10 protein-coding genes and 1 riboswitch are annotated in these 14720 nt (G+C 73.2%); of the genes, 4 read left to right on the top strand and 6 right to left on the bottom strand.

Going from position 1 to position 14720, the window contains the following annotated elements:
- Nucleotides 1-207: 207 nt before the first annotated feature.
- A riboswitch (cobalamin riboswitch) is annotated at nucleotides 208-415 on the top strand.
- A 130-nt stretch (nucleotides 416-545) separates the two neighbouring features.
- The 3 genes from THESUDRAFT_RS05930 to THESUDRAFT_RS05940 all read left to right on the top strand — a co-directional run bounded on the left by THESUDRAFT_RS05930 (nucleotide 546) and on the right by THESUDRAFT_RS05940 (nucleotide 3968).
- Nucleotides 546-1595, top strand: a complete 1050-nt coding sequence (locus tag THESUDRAFT_RS05930) for an ABC transporter substrate-binding protein (protein WP_006903843.1) — start codon at nucleotides 546-548, stop codon at nucleotides 1593-1595.
- Between the two features lie 404 nt (nucleotides 1596-1999).
- Nucleotides 2000-3097 (top strand): FecCD family ABC transporter permease, encoded by a 1098-nt coding sequence (locus THESUDRAFT_RS05935; protein ID WP_006903844.1) that lies wholly within the window; start codon nucleotides 2000-2002, stop codon nucleotides 3095-3097.
- Nucleotides 3098-3119: 22 nt separating this feature from the next.
- Nucleotides 3120-3968, top strand: coding sequence for an ABC transporter ATP-binding protein (locus THESUDRAFT_RS05940; protein WP_006903845.1), 849 nt, complete (start codon nucleotides 3120-3122; stop codon nucleotides 3966-3968).
- Nucleotides 3969-4073: 105 nt separating this feature from the next.
- On the opposite strand, the gene THESUDRAFT_RS05945 is transcribed toward THESUDRAFT_RS05940, so the two are convergent.
- From THESUDRAFT_RS05945 to THESUDRAFT_RS05965, 5 genes are all read right to left on the bottom strand, one after another.
- Nucleotides 4074-5198 (bottom strand): citrate synthase, encoded by a 1125-nt coding sequence (locus THESUDRAFT_RS05945; protein ID WP_006903846.1) that lies wholly within the window; start codon nucleotides 5196-5198, stop codon nucleotides 4074-4076.
- Nucleotides 5199-5537: 339 nt separating this feature from the next.
- Nucleotides 5538-6947 (bottom strand): MFS transporter, encoded by a 1410-nt coding sequence (locus THESUDRAFT_RS05950; protein ID WP_006903847.1) that lies wholly within the window; start codon nucleotides 6945-6947, stop codon nucleotides 5538-5540.
- A 168-nt stretch (nucleotides 6948-7115) separates the two neighbouring features.
- Nucleotides 7116-8237 (bottom strand): Ger(x)C family spore germination protein, encoded by a 1122-nt coding sequence (locus THESUDRAFT_RS05955; RefSeq protein ID WP_006903848.1) that lies wholly within the window; start codon nucleotides 8235-8237, stop codon nucleotides 7116-7118.
- Nucleotides 8234-9301, bottom strand: coding sequence for a GerAB/ArcD/ProY family transporter (locus THESUDRAFT_RS05960; RefSeq protein WP_242823258.1), 1068 nt, complete (start codon nucleotides 9299-9301; stop codon nucleotides 8234-8236). Before THESUDRAFT_RS05960 ends, THESUDRAFT_RS05955 begins: the two co-directional genes overlap by 4 nt.
- A gap of 223 nt (nucleotides 9302-9524) precedes the next feature.
- A complete protein-coding gene (locus THESUDRAFT_RS05965; protein ID WP_006903850.1) occupies nucleotides 9525-11567 on the bottom strand; it encodes a spore germination protein in 2043 nt (680 codons plus the stop codon).
- 282 nt (nucleotides 11568-11849) lie between these two features.
- On the opposite strand from THESUDRAFT_RS05965, the gene THESUDRAFT_RS05970 reads away from it, so the two are divergent.
- Nucleotides 11850-12818, top strand: a complete 969-nt coding sequence (locus THESUDRAFT_RS05970) for a patatin-like phospholipase family protein (RefSeq protein ID WP_006903851.1) — start codon at nucleotides 11850-11852, stop codon at nucleotides 12816-12818.
- Nucleotides 12819-12953: 135 nt separating this feature from the next.
- Here THESUDRAFT_RS05970 and THESUDRAFT_RS05975 read toward each other — a convergent pair whose 3' ends face one another.
- Nucleotides 12954-14642, bottom strand: a complete 1689-nt coding sequence (locus tag THESUDRAFT_RS05975) for an acetate--CoA ligase (protein WP_006903852.1) — start codon at nucleotides 14640-14642, stop codon at nucleotides 12954-12956.
- Nucleotides 14643-14720 lie beyond the last annotated feature (78 nt).

The raw sequence follows: 14720 nt of genomic DNA on the forward strand, positions 1-14720 counted from the left end.
AACTGGGTGTGGGCCTTCCCGGGCAGGCCCGGCAGGGGCGGCACGGGCGTCCCCGGGCACCCGCCCGACGGCGGCGGCGGGTGCCCCCGGTGCCGGGCGCCGGAGGCGGGCCGTCCGGGAGCCGAGGCCGCCCCCGGCGCGGCGGCCTCGGTGCCGGCTTCCGTTGTTCCCCCTGCCAGGCCCTGCTAGAATGGTTGCGGACAACCGAATCTGCGTGACGGTCCAGGTGCCCCCGGAGACGGGGGAGAATAGGGAAGTCCGGTGCGAATCCGGCGCGGTCCCGCCACTGTGACCGGGTAGTCGCAGCCCCTCGCGTGCCACTGCGGATCCCCCGCCCAGCGGGTGGGGGTGCGGGAAGGCCGGGCGGCGGCCATGATCCGGGAGCCAGGAGACCTGCCTGGACCGTGTACGTACGCCTTCGGCGGAAAGGAGGTACGTACCGGGTGCACCCGTGGAGGGGAACCTGAGCCCCGGCCTGCTGACGCCAAGGCCGGGGTTTCCTTTTTATGGATGCCGCAACCCATTCCGGGAGAGGAGATCGGGCCATGAGTCGCATCTTCCTGCATAGGATTTGGGGTCGAACCCGGCCCCGGGGAGCCGGTCGCCGCAGCCTGGCCCTGCTGGCCACCCTGCTGATCCTCGCCCTGCTGGCCGCCGGTTGCGGCGGCGCCGGCCAGGCGCCCGCCGGGACGGAGCAGGGGCAGGCCGGCACCCAGGCCGGCTCGTCCGGCGCAGGGGCGGGCCACGAGGCGGCCGCTGCCACGACCTATCCTTACACCTTCACCGACGACGCCGGGCGGCAGGTCACCCTGGAGGCCCGGCCCGAGCGCATCATCTCCCTGGCGCCCAGCAACACCGAGATCCTCTTCGCCATCGGCGCCGGGGACCGGGTGGTGGGCGTCGACTCCTTCAGCGACTACCCCGCCGAGGTCAAGGACCTGCCCAAGCTGGGCGGCCTGACGGACACCAACTACGAGCAGATCGTCGCCCTGGAGCCTGACCTGGCGCTGACCATCGGGGGCACCGAGGAGCAGGTCAAGAAGCTGGAGGAGCTGGGGATTCCCGTGGCCGTGATCCAGCCCGCCACCCTGGACGACGTGCTGGACCGCATCCAGCGCATCGGCGAGCTGGTGGATGCCCAGGCGGGCGCCCGGCAGGTGGTGGCCGACATGAAGGCCCGCATCGACGCCGTGCGCCAGGAGGTGGCGGCGATCCCCCAGGCCGAACGGGTGCGGGTCTTCTACGAGGTGTGGAACGATCCGCTCATGACCGTCGGGCCGGGCGGGTTCATCCACGACGTCATCGTGGCGGCCGGCGGGGTCAATGTGGCCGAGGGCACGGGCCAGGCCTGGCCGCAGATCAGCCTGGAAGAGGTGGTCCGGCAGGATCCCCAGGTGATCGTGGTGCCCGCCACGCTGAAGTCCTCCTACGACCAGCTCAAGGAGGGCAGCCGCCCGGGCTGGGAGGGCATCACCGCGGTGAAGGAGGGTCGGATCTACCTGATCGACGACAACCTGATCAGCCGGCCGGGGCCGCGCCTGGTGGAGGGGCTGGAGCAGCTGGCCCGCTGGTTCTACCCCGACCGGTTCCAGTGAGGGGAGACCCTGTGGGAGGGACGGGAGCGTCCTGGGAGACCCCGCGGCCCGGCCGGCCGGCTGCGGACGAACCGGCTGCCGGCGGGCCGGCCGCCAGCGGGCGCGCCGGCGAGGCAGCGACCGGTGGACCGGCTGCGGCCCCACCGGTAGCGGACCAGGCCGCCGGCCGGGCCGGGCCTGCCCGCCTTGACCCCGGCGGGGGGTCCCCCGGTGCCGCTCGCCACCGGCGCCGGGCCGGGGAAGCGACAGGCTCGGGTGCAGCCCGGCGGCGGGGCAGGGGCGGGATGCCGCCGGACCCTGGGACGGCGGGTCCCCGCAGGGAAGACGACCGGCGCCCGGTTTCGCCTGCCGCCGCGAGCTCCAGCCCCGGGGCCCCGGCCTCGCCTGCCCGGCGGGGGGCCGCCGTGCTGGGGCTCCTCGGGCTGGCCCTGGTCGTGTCGCTGGTGGTGGCCACCGGGCTGGGGGCCGTCCATGTTCCGCCCGGGCAGGTGCTGGGGGTGCTGGCCGGCGCGGTGGCCGGCGGGCCCGACGGTGGAGCCGGTGCCGGCACGGCCGCAGACCGCATCGTGCTGCAGATCCGCTTGCCGCGGGTGGTCCTGGCGGGGATGGTGGGCGCTTCGCTGGCGGCGGCGGGCAGCGCCTTCCAGACCCTCTTCCGCAACCCCATGGCGGACCCCTACGTGCTGGGGGTATCCAGCGGCGGTGCGCTGGGGGCGGCGGTAGCCCACCTGGCCCTGGCGCTGGCCGCAGGCAGCGGATCAGGGGGCGGTCCGGTGGGCTCCTGGCCGGCGGGCGGCGGGGGGCTTGCGAGCCTGGCGGCGGCGGCGTCCCGGGCCGCCGGCTTTGGCCTGGTGCCGGCCTTGGCCTTCGCCGGCGCGGTGGCGGCGGTGCTGGTGGTGAGCCGGCTGGCCCGGGTAGGGGGCCGCCTGGCGGTGGGCACCCTGCTGCTGGCGGGGGTGGCGGTGGCCTCCCTGCTGGGGGCCCTGGTCTCCTTGCTGGTCTTCCTCAGCGGCGAGCGCCTGCGTCCCCTGGTCTTCTGGTTGCTGGGCAGCCTGTCCGGCGCGGGCTGGCAGGACGTGCTGGTGCTGGCCGTGGCCATGGCGGCGGGGCTGGGCGTCCTGACGGCCCAGGTGCGCGCCCTCAACGCCCTCTGGCTGGGGGAGGAACCGGCCCACCACCTGGGCATCGACGTGGAGGCCGTGAAGCGCCGGCTGGTGGCGGCCGGAGCCCTGCTGGCCGCCACCGCCGTCAGCGTCAGCGGTGTCATCGGGTTTGTCGGGCTCATCGTCCCCCATGGCGTGCGGATGCTGGTTGGCGCCGACCACAGGCGCCTGCTGCCGGGCGCGGTTCTGGCCGGGGCCACGGTCCTGATCCTTTGCGACACGGTGGCCCGGGTCGCGGTGGCGCCGGCCGAGCTGCCGGTGGGGGTGGTGACGGCCCTGGCGGGTGCGCCGTGGTTTCTCTGGCTGTTGCGCCGGCATGCGGCCGGCCGCGACCATTGACGCCGGACGGAGGTGCAGGGCCGTGGGGTTCGCCCTGGAGGTGCGGGGGGTCCGGGTCGGCTACGCCGCCGATCCCGTGCTGGACGGCCTGACCCTGGAGGTGCGGCGGGGCGAGTGGCTGGGGGTGGCCGGACCCAACGGTTCGGGCAAGACCACGCTGCTGCGCACCCTGTCGGGGTACCTCAAACCCTGGGCGGGGCAGGTGCTGCTGGACGGCACGGTCCTCGGCGCCTGGCGCCCGGACCGGCGGGCGCGGCGCCTGGCGGTGGCCGGGGTGGAGGCCGGCTCGACCCTGTCGCTGACGGTGGAAGAGTACGTGGCCCTGGGACGGACCCCCCACCTGCAGGGCCTCTGGGCATGGGAAAGCGCGCGGGACCGGGAGGCGGTGACCCGGGCTCTGGCGTGGGTGGGCCTCGAGGCCCTGGCGGGCCGCCCCCTGGCCACCCTGAGCGCCGGCCAGCGGCAGAAGGCGTTGCTGGCCCGGGCCCTGGCCCAGGAACCGGTGGTCCTGCTGCTGGACGAGCCCACCAGCCACCTGGACCTGCGGCACCAGGTGGAGATCATGGATCTTCTGGATCGCCTGCGCCGGCACCTGGGACTTACCCTGGTGGCCGTGCTGCATGACCTGAACCTGGCGGCCCTGTACTGCCAGCGCCTGGTGCTGGTGAAGGACGGCCGGGTGGCAGCGGCGGGCGAGCCGGCCCGGGTCATGCGCCCCGAGATCCTGAGCCGGGTCTACGGCTGCTCCGTGCTGGTGGTGCCCCACCCCCAGCTGGGGGTGCCCCAGGTGGCCTTGCTGCCCGGGGGACCGGGCGGCCCGGGGGCCGGTTCGTCCCCGGCGGCCGAACCGGCTGCGGCGCAGGGGGCCTGAGGCAAGAAAAGGGCGGGCGGTTGCCGAATCCTCCCGGCACCGCCCGCCCTTGCTGTTTGCCGTACTGCGCTGCCCCCCGCGCGCCGGGGTCGGGGAGGGCCCGCGCTAGCGCTGGTCCAGGGGCACCCACTCCCGGCGGGTGGGCCCGGTGTACTCGGCCCGGGGCCGGATCAGCCGGTTGTTGGCGAACTGCTCCAGCACGTGGGCGGTCCAGCCCGAGATGCGGCTGACGGCGAAGATGGGCGTGTACAGCTCGAAGGGGATGCCCATCACGTAGTAGGTGGAGGCGCTGTAGAAGTCGACGTTGGGGTAGAGCCCCTTCTCCGCCGCCACCACCTTCTCCACGGCCTGGGAGATCTCGAACCAGCGGGTGTCGCCGGCCGCCTCGGCCACCTTGCGGGAGAGCCGGCGCAGGATGGTGGCCCGCGGGTCTTCGGTCTTGTACACCCGGTGGCCGAAGCCCATGATCCGCTTCTTGGCCGCCAGCGCCTCCTTGACCCAAGCTTCCGCCTTGTCGGGGGAACCGATGGCCAGCAGGGTGCGCATCACCTGCTCGTTGGCGCCGCCGTGGAGCGGGCCCTTCAGGGCGCCGACGGCGGCGGTGATGGCCGAGTACATGTCCGACAGGGTGGCGGCCACCACCCGGGCGGCGAAGGTGGAGGCGTTGAGCTCGTGGTCGGCGTGGAGCACCAGGGCCACGTTCATGACCTCGGCGTGCAGCGGGCTGGGTTCCTCCCCCCGCAGCATGTACAGGAAGTTGGCCGCCAGGGGCAGGTCGCGCCGCGGCGCCACCGGTTCTTTGCCCTGCCGTACCCGCTCGATGGCCGCCACCAGGGTGGGGAACTGGGCCACCAGCCGCGTGGCCCGGCGCAGGTTCGCCTCCTGGGACTGGTCTTCCTGATCGGGGTCCAGGGTCCCCAGGTAGGAGACGGCCGTGCGCAGGGCGGCCATGGGATGGGTGGCCGGCGGGATGCGCTGGATCAGGTCGAGCACCTGGCCGGGCAGCGCCTGGACCGACCGCAGCTGCTGGACAAAGGCGTCCAGCTGGGCCCGGTTGGGCAGCCGGCCGTGCCAGAGGAGGTAGACCACCTCTTCGAAGGAGGCGTGCTCGGCCAGGTCGCGGACGTCGTAGCCGCGGTAGAGGAGCCGCCCCTCCTTGCCGTCGATGAAGCAGATCTCCGAAGTGCCCGCCACCACATCTTCCAGACCGGCGGGATTCGGCTGGGTCATGCCACATCCCCTTCCTGCCATGAAGATGGACCTGCCCCGGGGACGAACCGGCTGAGCCCTGGCACGGGCGGCGCCCGGGGCGGGATGGCGGTGCCTGGTGAGAGTCGCCGGGCCGCCGTCGCAGCCGGCCGCCGCGGCCCCGGCCGGTGCCCGGCCGCCGCGGCACCGCGGGGCGGCCGCGGCCGGGGGGTGCGGGTTGCCGCACCAGGATGGCCACCGGCAGGGGGGCCCGCCGCCTCGCACCCGGCACCGGAAGCCCGGGTGGGGTCACCTGCAGGGTGACGCCCGTCCAGGCAATTCGGTTTTGCCGGCCGGCTCTCCTCCCACGGGCCCGGCTCCTCAGTCGCCGGCCCGGTGGGCACCCGGCTGGCGCACGGGAGCGCTCGACCGCCGGCGCCACATCGGGAACGCCGGGGTGCCGAAGCGGCCGGCCCCGGCGGCCCGCGGGGGCCGGCCCTCTCCCGCCAGCCGGTCGGCGTCGTCCAGCCCGTGGCGCCAGCGCAGGGAAAGCAGGGCGGCTGCCAGCAGCAGGAGCCCGGCACCGTGGAAGGCGGGTCCAAGCCCCACCCATTCGGCCAGGGGGCCGAACAGAAGGGGACTGGTCAGCTCCGCCAGCCGGTTGCCCGTCAGCCGCACCCCCATGGCCAGGCCCCGCTCGGCGGCGGGTACCGAGTTGGCCGCCGCCAGCATGCTGAGGGGCATGGTCAGGCCCGTGGCCAGGCCCAGCAGGGCGGCGGCCAGGGTCAGGGAGGCCACGTCCCGCAGCAGCGGCGTTACGCCGAGGGCGACGGCGCCCGCGGTCATGGCCAGGAACAGGACCCGGAAGCGCCCGCCCGCCAGGGTCACCAGCGGCCCCATGTACGCCCGCACGGCCAGGGCCATCACGGCCCGTACGGCCAGCAGCATGCCCAGGGTCGCGGTGCTGAATCCCAGCACCCGGGTGACGTACACCGAGTAGAACGACTGGTTGACGCCCAGGGAGAAGATCAGGGAGAAGGCGGCCAGGATGGCCAGTCGCATCTCCGGCAGGGCCAGCAGCTCCCGCGCCCGGCCGGCCTGGGCCCGCCAGTCCGGCGCCGCCCCCGGCGTGGGCGGCACGTGGACCCGGCGCGCCAGGAAAAGGCCGGAAAGGCACAGGAGGCCGGCCACGGCAAAGGTGGCGCGGAAACCGGCGTGGTCCGCCAGGAGACCACCGCCCAGCGGCCCCACCAGCTGGCCGGCGGAGGTGGCGGTGGTGAACCAGGCCAGGTGCTGTTCCCGCTCCCGGGGCTCCCCTAGGCTGGTCACCAGGGTCTGGGTGCAGATCACCATCAGCATCTGGGCCATGCCCGCCACCAGGGAGGCGGCCACCATCCAGGGCAGCGACGGGCTGGCGGCGGCCATCCACAGGCCGGCGGCCAGGCCGGCGGAACCGGCCATCATCAGGGGCCGCTCGCCCCAGCGGCTCACCAGCCCGCCCGCGGGGAGCGAGAGGAAGAGGGGCACCAGAGCGTAGGCGCCCGCGATGACGCCCAGCCAGGTGGCCCCGGCCCCCAGCTCCTGCACGGCGAAGACGGAGAACAGCGGCCGGGACATGGTGACGACGGCAAAGGTCAGGGCGGCCAGCAGGTTGACGCGCCACAGCGTGGCGCGCACTTGGCGGCGCGTCAACGGCGCCGGTTCGTCGGGACCGACTAGGCTGCTAGCGGGACGAACCCGCTCCGAACCCAAGCATCTCCGGTCGTCGGTGCCGGTCCGCTCATCCTTCACCCCGGGCCCCTCCCCGAACTCCTTGGGTGCGCTTGGGTCATGCTCCTACGTCTTGGTTCATGATGCTTCGTGTGTCGAACCATTTCCGCACACCACATACCACATCCCGCTTTCAAGGAAAAGGGCCGCCCAGGGGAACGGGGCGTCATGGCGGCACGGAAAGATTATTCAGTGGAAGGCGCCGCCGCGGCCGATGTTGACCCGTACCCGCACGTCGACTTGCGCCTGCGGCCACTGCTGGTGCCAGTCGCGGACCTGAAACAGCCGGGGCTGGGCAATGCGCCAGCGCTCGCCGAAGCCCAGGGGATCGCTGCCCATTTGCTGCAGCCGCCGGACCAACCGGGTGAGGGCCAGGGTGAGATCGTGGCTGGCCGCCTGTTGCAGGAGCTCAGGGGGGCTGCCCGTGGCGCCGTAGACCTCGACCAGCGCCATGTTGAGCGAGGCCTCGAAGCGAAATCGGGGCCTGCCGCCGGGGCCCGGTGAGAGGGGCAGGATGCGGGTGTTCGCACCCAGGGGCCGCAGAGCGATCCGCCGCCCGTCCGGCAGGTCAACCTCCCAGAAGGTGTTCCGCGCATCCCGGATCAACGCCAGGAGGTGGGTCTCCTTCTCGCTCAGGAGGCCGACCATTCGGCTATCGCGGAAAGCCGCCACCTGGGCCACCCGCATCTGCCCCTGGGGTCCCGGTGCCACCACGGGCACCAGGGCATCCCGCCCGGGCAGCAGGGTGTCGACCCACACCCGCCAGTAGGGGATGGCCAGAGCCCCCGTAGGCTTACCCCGGGCGCGGAAGACATCGTCCAAATAGAACTCGGGAAAGGTCTGTTGGGGCGGCTTGACCGCCAGCACCCGGGCCGGGTCGCCCCGCGCCACCACGAACCAGGCGGCCCGGGGAATGTCCGTGTTGTTCATGAGAAATTCCAGAAGGGACAGGACGCCCCGGCGCGCCAGGCGCTCGGAGACCCCGATCACCAGGATCTGACCGAGAAAGAGATCCCGGCTGGTCACATCCCGCAGAGCGGCCAGGTTCTCCGACGCCGTCCGGCCCCGGGTCTGAAGCACCACGAAGGCCGGTTCCTTCACCTGGGGCCCGATGGCCGTTCCGCCTGAAGGTACCAGGGCACGCGGGTCGGGCACCGAGGCCACCATGCGGAAGCCGCCGCCCCGGTCGGTGTCAAAGGCCAGACCCAGCACCACGGTGCGCCGGTCGATCTCCTCCAGGTCCCAGCAGCCCGTCAGCGTCACGGCCACCAGCAGCAAAAGGGCCAGCAGCCGGGCCTTGGCTCCCTTCATGGGGCCGCCTCCGCCCCCACCCGCCGCCACCGGGCCACCAGCCAGAGCACCCCAGGGTAGAAGACGGCGCTGTAAAGGCCCCCGTACATCACCACCCGTCGCAACAGATCCAGCTGTGCTTCGTCCTGCGGGGCCAGGCACACGGCCGCCGCGGCCGCCGCCAGCACCGGCAAAAGCCAGGGCATGACCCGCGGGCCGAGGCCGAGCCAGACCGGCAGGCCGACATAATCGCTAACAAAAAAGACCGCGCTGGAGACAAACAGCACCACCTGGTACACCACCAGGCCTGGCAGGCCCAGCTCCTCCAGCAGGGCCAGGGGCACCTGGACCACCCGGAGGGCCTCCAGGCCCGGCCAGGCCATCAGGGCGACCCCGCGGTGGCTGAAGATGGCCAGTGTAGCCGCCGTGGCGATGACTTTAAACAGGGCCACGGCCACGTAGGTCAGTACGAGGGAGCGCCGGTGGTCTTGGGGCCGCCGCACCATGGCCAGTTGGACCGGCAGGTGCTTGATCGGGATGAAAGGTGAGAAAGCGGTAGTGGGCACGGCGGCCAGCACCGCGGTGGGGATGGGCCAGACGGGCGCAAGCAGTAGCAGGTCGACGTTGCGCATGGCGATGGCCAGCATGATCCCGGAGGCTGCCACCACGGGGAGGAAGAGCATCTGCGCAAGCCGGTTCAGGGCCATGGGTCCCAGGCTCACCACCAAGACGATGCCACTCGTTACCAGCGCCGTGATCGCCCAGATGGGGGTGCGCGGTAGCAGGTAGGTTTGGACCACAATGACGAACTGGCGTAAGAAGTAGCCGAGGAAAATGACGCCGTAGAGCAGGATCAAACCGTTGGTGACAAAGGCCACCGGCCGTCCCAGCAGGCGGCGGGCGTACTGGTAGACGGTCTGGCCGGGGAAGCGGGAGGCCAGGTCGACCATCAGGAGGACCAGGGGCAGGCCCATCAGGGCGCCCAGCAGCTCCACCAGCCAGCCGAACCGGCCGGCCGCCCGCGCCAGCCACATGGGGCCGTCCAGTAACTGGAACTGGAACAGGGTGAAGAAGAACAGGGCCACCAGGCCACGGCCTGAGAGCCAGGCCCCCGCGCGGCCGGTGCTGCGGGTCGCCTCCGGCGCGGCGGAGGCTGTGGCGACCTTCCTGCGGGCGGCCGGCCCGGTGCCGGCGACCCTTGGCGCCCGGGGGCCGGCGACCACTGAATTCCCCTCCCTCTGGGCCATGGCTTCCACCGCGCCTCCCTGCGCAGGCGTCTAGGACCCGGCCTGCCGCCAACGCGTCGCCTCAGGGCCGGGCCGCTGCACCCTTTTCCCAGTGGGGCGGCCGCACCGCCATGCGCAGCAGCCGCTTGGGCCGCATGGGCCCGAAGGGCGTCATGTAGGGGGCGCCGGCGGACTCCGCCGCGGCCAGGTGGGCCGCCACCAGCAGCATGCCGGCCACCAGGCCCGTCAGGCCGAAGGTGGCGCTCAGGGCGATCAGGGCGAACTTCAGAATGCGCCAGGTCAGGCCAAGGAAGTAGTTGGGGATCGCAAAGGAGGCGATGGCGGTCCCCGCCGTCACCACGATCACGATGCCCGAGACGAACCCGGCCTGGGCGGCGGCCGTCCCCAGCACCACGCCGCCGGCGATGCCCACCGTCTGGCCGACGGCGGCCGGCAGGCGCAGGCCGCCCTCCCGGAAGAGCTCGAAGAGCAGCTCCATGGCCACCAGTTCGACGGCCGCCGGCATGGGCGTGCCCTGGCGGATGCCGGCGCTGGCCAGGGCCAGCTTGGTGGGGATCAGCTCGGGGTGGAACCCTACCAGGGTGATGTAAAGCCCGGGCAGGGCCAGGGAGATGAACAGGCCCACGATGCGCAGGAGCCGCACGGCGGTGCCCTGCCAGAAGTTGACGTAATAGTCGTCCGGGCTCTGGTAGAGCTCGGCAAGGGACGTGGGCACGAAGAGGGCAAAGGGGCTGCGGTCCACCAGGACCACCACCCGTCCCTCCAGCAGGGCGGCCGCCACCTTGTCGGTGCGTTCGGTGGCGTGCACCAACGGGAAGATGGACCCCTTCCGGCCCGTCAGGTACTCCTCCACCGTGCCGCTTTCGATGATGGCGTCGGCGTCGATGCTCTGCAGCCGCTCCCACACCTCGTCCACGGTGGCCTGGGGCGCCAGGTTCTCGATGTAGACCATGGCCACCGGGGTGCGGGTGACCTTGCCCAGCTTGATCTTCCGCACCCGCAGGGACGGGTCCCGGATGAACCGCCGGATCAGGGCCAGGTTGTCCGAAAGGGTCTCCACCAGCCCCTCCCGCGGCCCGCGGATGGTGCGCTCCGATTCGGGCTCGTCAGGCTGGCGCTTGGGCCAGCCCTCGGCGCCGAAGGTCAGCATGTCGGGCACCCCCGCCACCACCAGGACGGCCTTGCCCTCGACCACGGCCTGAGCCGCCTGGCGGTAGGACCGGGTGCGCCGGACCTGGGTGGCAATGGTGATCGCCTGCTGAAGCTCGCGGGTAAGCCGGCCGGCTAGCTCGGGCGGCAGCGCAGGTTGGCGCTGACCGGCCGCTTGGCCCTTCTTCTGCCCATCCCGGGCCGGCCCACGGCGGGATGCCGGCCCGCCCTCCCGTCCCGGCCCCTGGCTCCGCCCCGGTCCGCCGCGGCGGCTTGAAGGCCCATCCCCTCGCGCCAGGCCGATGTCCCGGACGGGGGGGCCGGAGTCTTCTGCGCCGGCCGGGGCGGCGGGCGCTACGCTGGGGTTCCCGGCGGCGCCGCCGGGCTGGGCGGCCCGGGCCACCACCGCTGCCCAGCGGGCGGCGGCCAGGCGCTGCAGGGGCTCGAGCACCGCCTGGCTAACGAACTGGGGGTCCACCACGCCCTCGGCGTAGACCACCAGTCCCCGCAGCAGCCCGAAGTGGAAGGGCCTGTAAACGATGTCGTCGCTGGGACCGATGTGATAGGCAAGCTGGCGCCGCGCCCGCTCCAGGTCCCGCCGGGCGGGGCCGCTCAGGCGGCGGTAGCCGCCCGGGACCTCGCGGACGTGGTCCAGCAGGGTGTCGATGGCGGCCAGGGTCCGCCGGGTGTGGCGCCGCAAAAGTTTGAGCGCCCGCCGGGACGTGGGGTCGATTTGGGTGGCAGGCACGTCCCGCCGTTTCCCGCCCACCGGCCGGGAGGGCTCGACCAGGTTGGCCACGGCCCACCAGCCGGCCGGGCCGTCATAGCGGATTTCCGTCATGCCCCTGGTGCGGGGCGCGGCTTCCGCCCCGTGACCGCGCAGCCCCACCCGCCGGCCGGTTTCGACGCCACCACCCGGGTGCTGCCGGTTCACCAACGACCGGCCCCTGCCCACGGTCCCACCTCCTGACCGTAGCTTCTCCGGCCTGCTGCCTCTTCACCCGGGCGGTGGCAGGGTCACGGGGCAGGGGCGGCGGGGCCGGCGGGCAGGGGCGGCAGCGGGCAGGGGACCGGCGGGGCGCTGCCCTGCATATCCTGGCACGGCGGCGGCGCGGTTGGCCGGCGCCGGATCCGCCGCGGGGCGGGCGTCCGGCAAAGGATCCCGCAGGGGCTCCGATCAGGGACCGGGACCGGCGAGTCCGGCCAGGGGATCCGCCAAGGGGGAGGGAGGCAGGTCATGAACGCCGATGCGGTGCTGTCGGGGGGCGGCGTCCGGGTCATCGCCCTCGTCGGTGCCCTGGAAGTGGCGGAAGAACGGGGCTACCGCTGGGTCAACCTGGGCGGCACCTCGGGGGGCGCCATCGTGGCCGCCCTGCGAGCGGCCGGCTACACGCCGGCCGAGATGCGCCAGCTGATGGAGTCCACCGACTTCAGCCGGTTCCGGGATCGGGATGCCCTGGACCGGGTGCCCCTGGCGGGCACCCTGCTGAGCCTGCTGCTTGAGAACGGGCTCTACGAGGGCCGGGCCCTGGAGGCGTGGCTGGAAGAGCTGCTGGCCCGCAAGGGCGTCCGCACCTTCGGCGATCTGGAGCTGCCCGCCGCCCTGGCCGGCGACGATCCGCGCTTCCGCTACCGGCTGCAGGTGGTGGCGGCCGATGTCACCCGGCGGCGCCTGCTAGTGCTGCCCCGCGACCTGCCGGACTACGGCCTGGACCCCGCCGGGTTCTCCGTGGCCCGGGCGGTGCGCATGAGCGCAGCACTGCCGTACTTCTACGAGCCCGTCCCGCTGGTCTACCCGGGCCCGGACGGCCCGGAGACCAGCCTGGTGGTGGACGGCGGCCTTGTGGCCAACTTCCCGGTCTGGCTCTTCGACGTGGAAGGTGTGCCGCCCTGGCCCACCTTCGGCTTCCGGCTGGCCGACCCGGTGGACCAGGCCGTCCCCTTCGACGGGCCCGTGGGCTACCTGATCGCCCTGGTCAGCACGGCCCTGGAGGCGCGGGAGGAGCTGGCCAACGCCCACACTGCGGCCCGCACCGTGGCCGTGCCCACCCTGGGGGTGCGGACCACCGACTTCGACCTGGACCTGGCCATGCGACGCCGCCTCTACCAGGCGGGCCGGGAGGCGGCGGCCCGGTTCTTCCGCCAGTGGGACTTCGGCCGTTACAAGCAGGCCTTTCGCGGCCAGGCGGGGCCGCTGGCGGTGTAGGCGCCACCGCCCCGGCCCCGCCGGTGGCCTGGCCAGCCTGGGCACGGCGTGCCGCCCGCCGGTTGCGCCTGCGGCCGGTCCGTCATCAGGACCCGGTGGTGGCGGGCCGCTCTGGAGCGCCGGCGTCCTGCGGGGCTAGCCTCGGGCCGCCCCGCCCGCGGCCCCCGGTCCGCCCGCCGGGCCTGCCGGGCCCGGCGCCCCGCCCGTGCCGCTGCCGGCGCCGGGCGCCTGGGCCGCCTTGCGTTGCATTTCCCGTTCCCGCAGCTCCACCCGCCGGATCTTCCCGGAGATGGTCTTGGGCAGGTCGGGCACGAACTCGATCTCCCGCGGGTACTTGTAGGGTGCGGTGGTGTTCTTCACGTGCTCCTGCAGCTCGGCGGCCAGGGCGGGGCTGGGCTCGTAGCCCGGCGCCAGCACCACGAAGGCCTTGACGACGCTGCCGCGGACGGGGTCGGGGCTTGCCACCACGGCGGCCTCGGCCACGGCAGGGTGCTCCACCAGGGCGCTTTCCACCTCGAAGGGGCCGATGCGGTAGCCGGCGCTGATGATCACGTCGTCGGCCCGGCCGATGAACCAGAAGTAGCCGTCCTCGTCCATAATGCCGCGGTCCCCGGTGATGTACCACGGACCGACGCGGCGGGCGGCCGTGCCCTCGGGGTCCTTCCAGTACTCGCGGAAGATCCCCACCGGGCGGTGGGGCTCGACCCGGATGGCGATGTCACCCTCCTGCCCCGGCGGCAGCACCCGTCCCTCCTGGTCGATGATGGCCACCTCGGCATGGGGCGAGGGCTTGCCCATGGAGCCCGGCTTGACCGGCAGACCGGGCCAATTGGCCACCACGCACACCGTCTCCGTCTGGCCGTAGCCGTCCCGGATGGTGACGCCCGTGGCCTTCTCCCAGATGTGGATCACCTCGGGGTTCAGGGGCTCGCCCGCCGAGACGCAGGAGCGCAGGCTGGAGAGGTCATAGCGGTCCAGGGGTTCCAGCACCAGCAGGCGGTACACCGTGGGCGGCGCGCAGAGGCTTTGCGGCCGGTGGCGCTCGATGAGCCGCAGGGTCCGCTGCGGATCGAACTTGCCCGGCTTGTGGTCGACCAGCACCTGCGCCCCGGCCACCCACGGCCCGCAGAAGCTGGACCAGGCGGCCTTGGCCCAGCCCGTATCGGAGACGTTCCAGTGCAGGTCGCCGGGACGCAGGCCGCACCAGAGCTCGCCCGTCACCCGGTGGCCCAGGGGATAGCTGTGCTCGTGCAGGACCATCTTGGGATAGCCGGTGGTGCCCGACGTGAAGTAGATCAGCATGGGGTCGCTGGCGGCGGTGTCCTCCCCCTCGTCGGGGCCGGCGGCGGCCACGGCCTCCTCGTAGGGGATCCAGCCGGGCCGCGGGCCGCCGGTGACGATGCGAACCCGCAAGGAAGGGCACTGGCTGGCGACGGTGTCGACCCGCTCCGCCACCTCGGGATCGGCCACGATGGCCGCCGCCTCCGTGCGCTGGATCCGGTAGGCCAGATCCCGGGCGGTGAGCAGGGTGGTCCCCGGGGCGGGAATCGCACCCAGCCGGATCAGTCCCAGCATGACCTCCCACCAGGCGACCTCCCGGCCCAGCACCACCAGCACCCGGTCGCCCGGGCCGATCCCCAGCGAGCGCAGAAGGCCCGCCACCCGGCGGGAGCGCTCGGCGAAATGGCGGAAGGTATAGGGATGGCCGCCGCCCTCGTCGTCTACCCACAGCATCGCCAGCCGTTCGGGATCTTCCGCCCAGCGGTCGACGGTGTCGCGGGCGAAGTTGTACCGCTCGGGCACCTCGATGCGAAAGGTCCCCATGGCGCATCCCCCTCGGACGTGGTCTCCGCCACCGGGGTTCGCCGGCGGCGGCAGGATTTCCTGGCGATGGCAGAACCT

It is taken from the genome of Thermaerobacter subterraneus DSM 13965, assembly GCF_000183545.2.
GTDB classification, from domain to species: Bacteria; Bacillota; Sulfobacillia; order Thermaerobacterales; family Thermaerobacteraceae; genus Thermaerobacter; species Thermaerobacter subterraneus.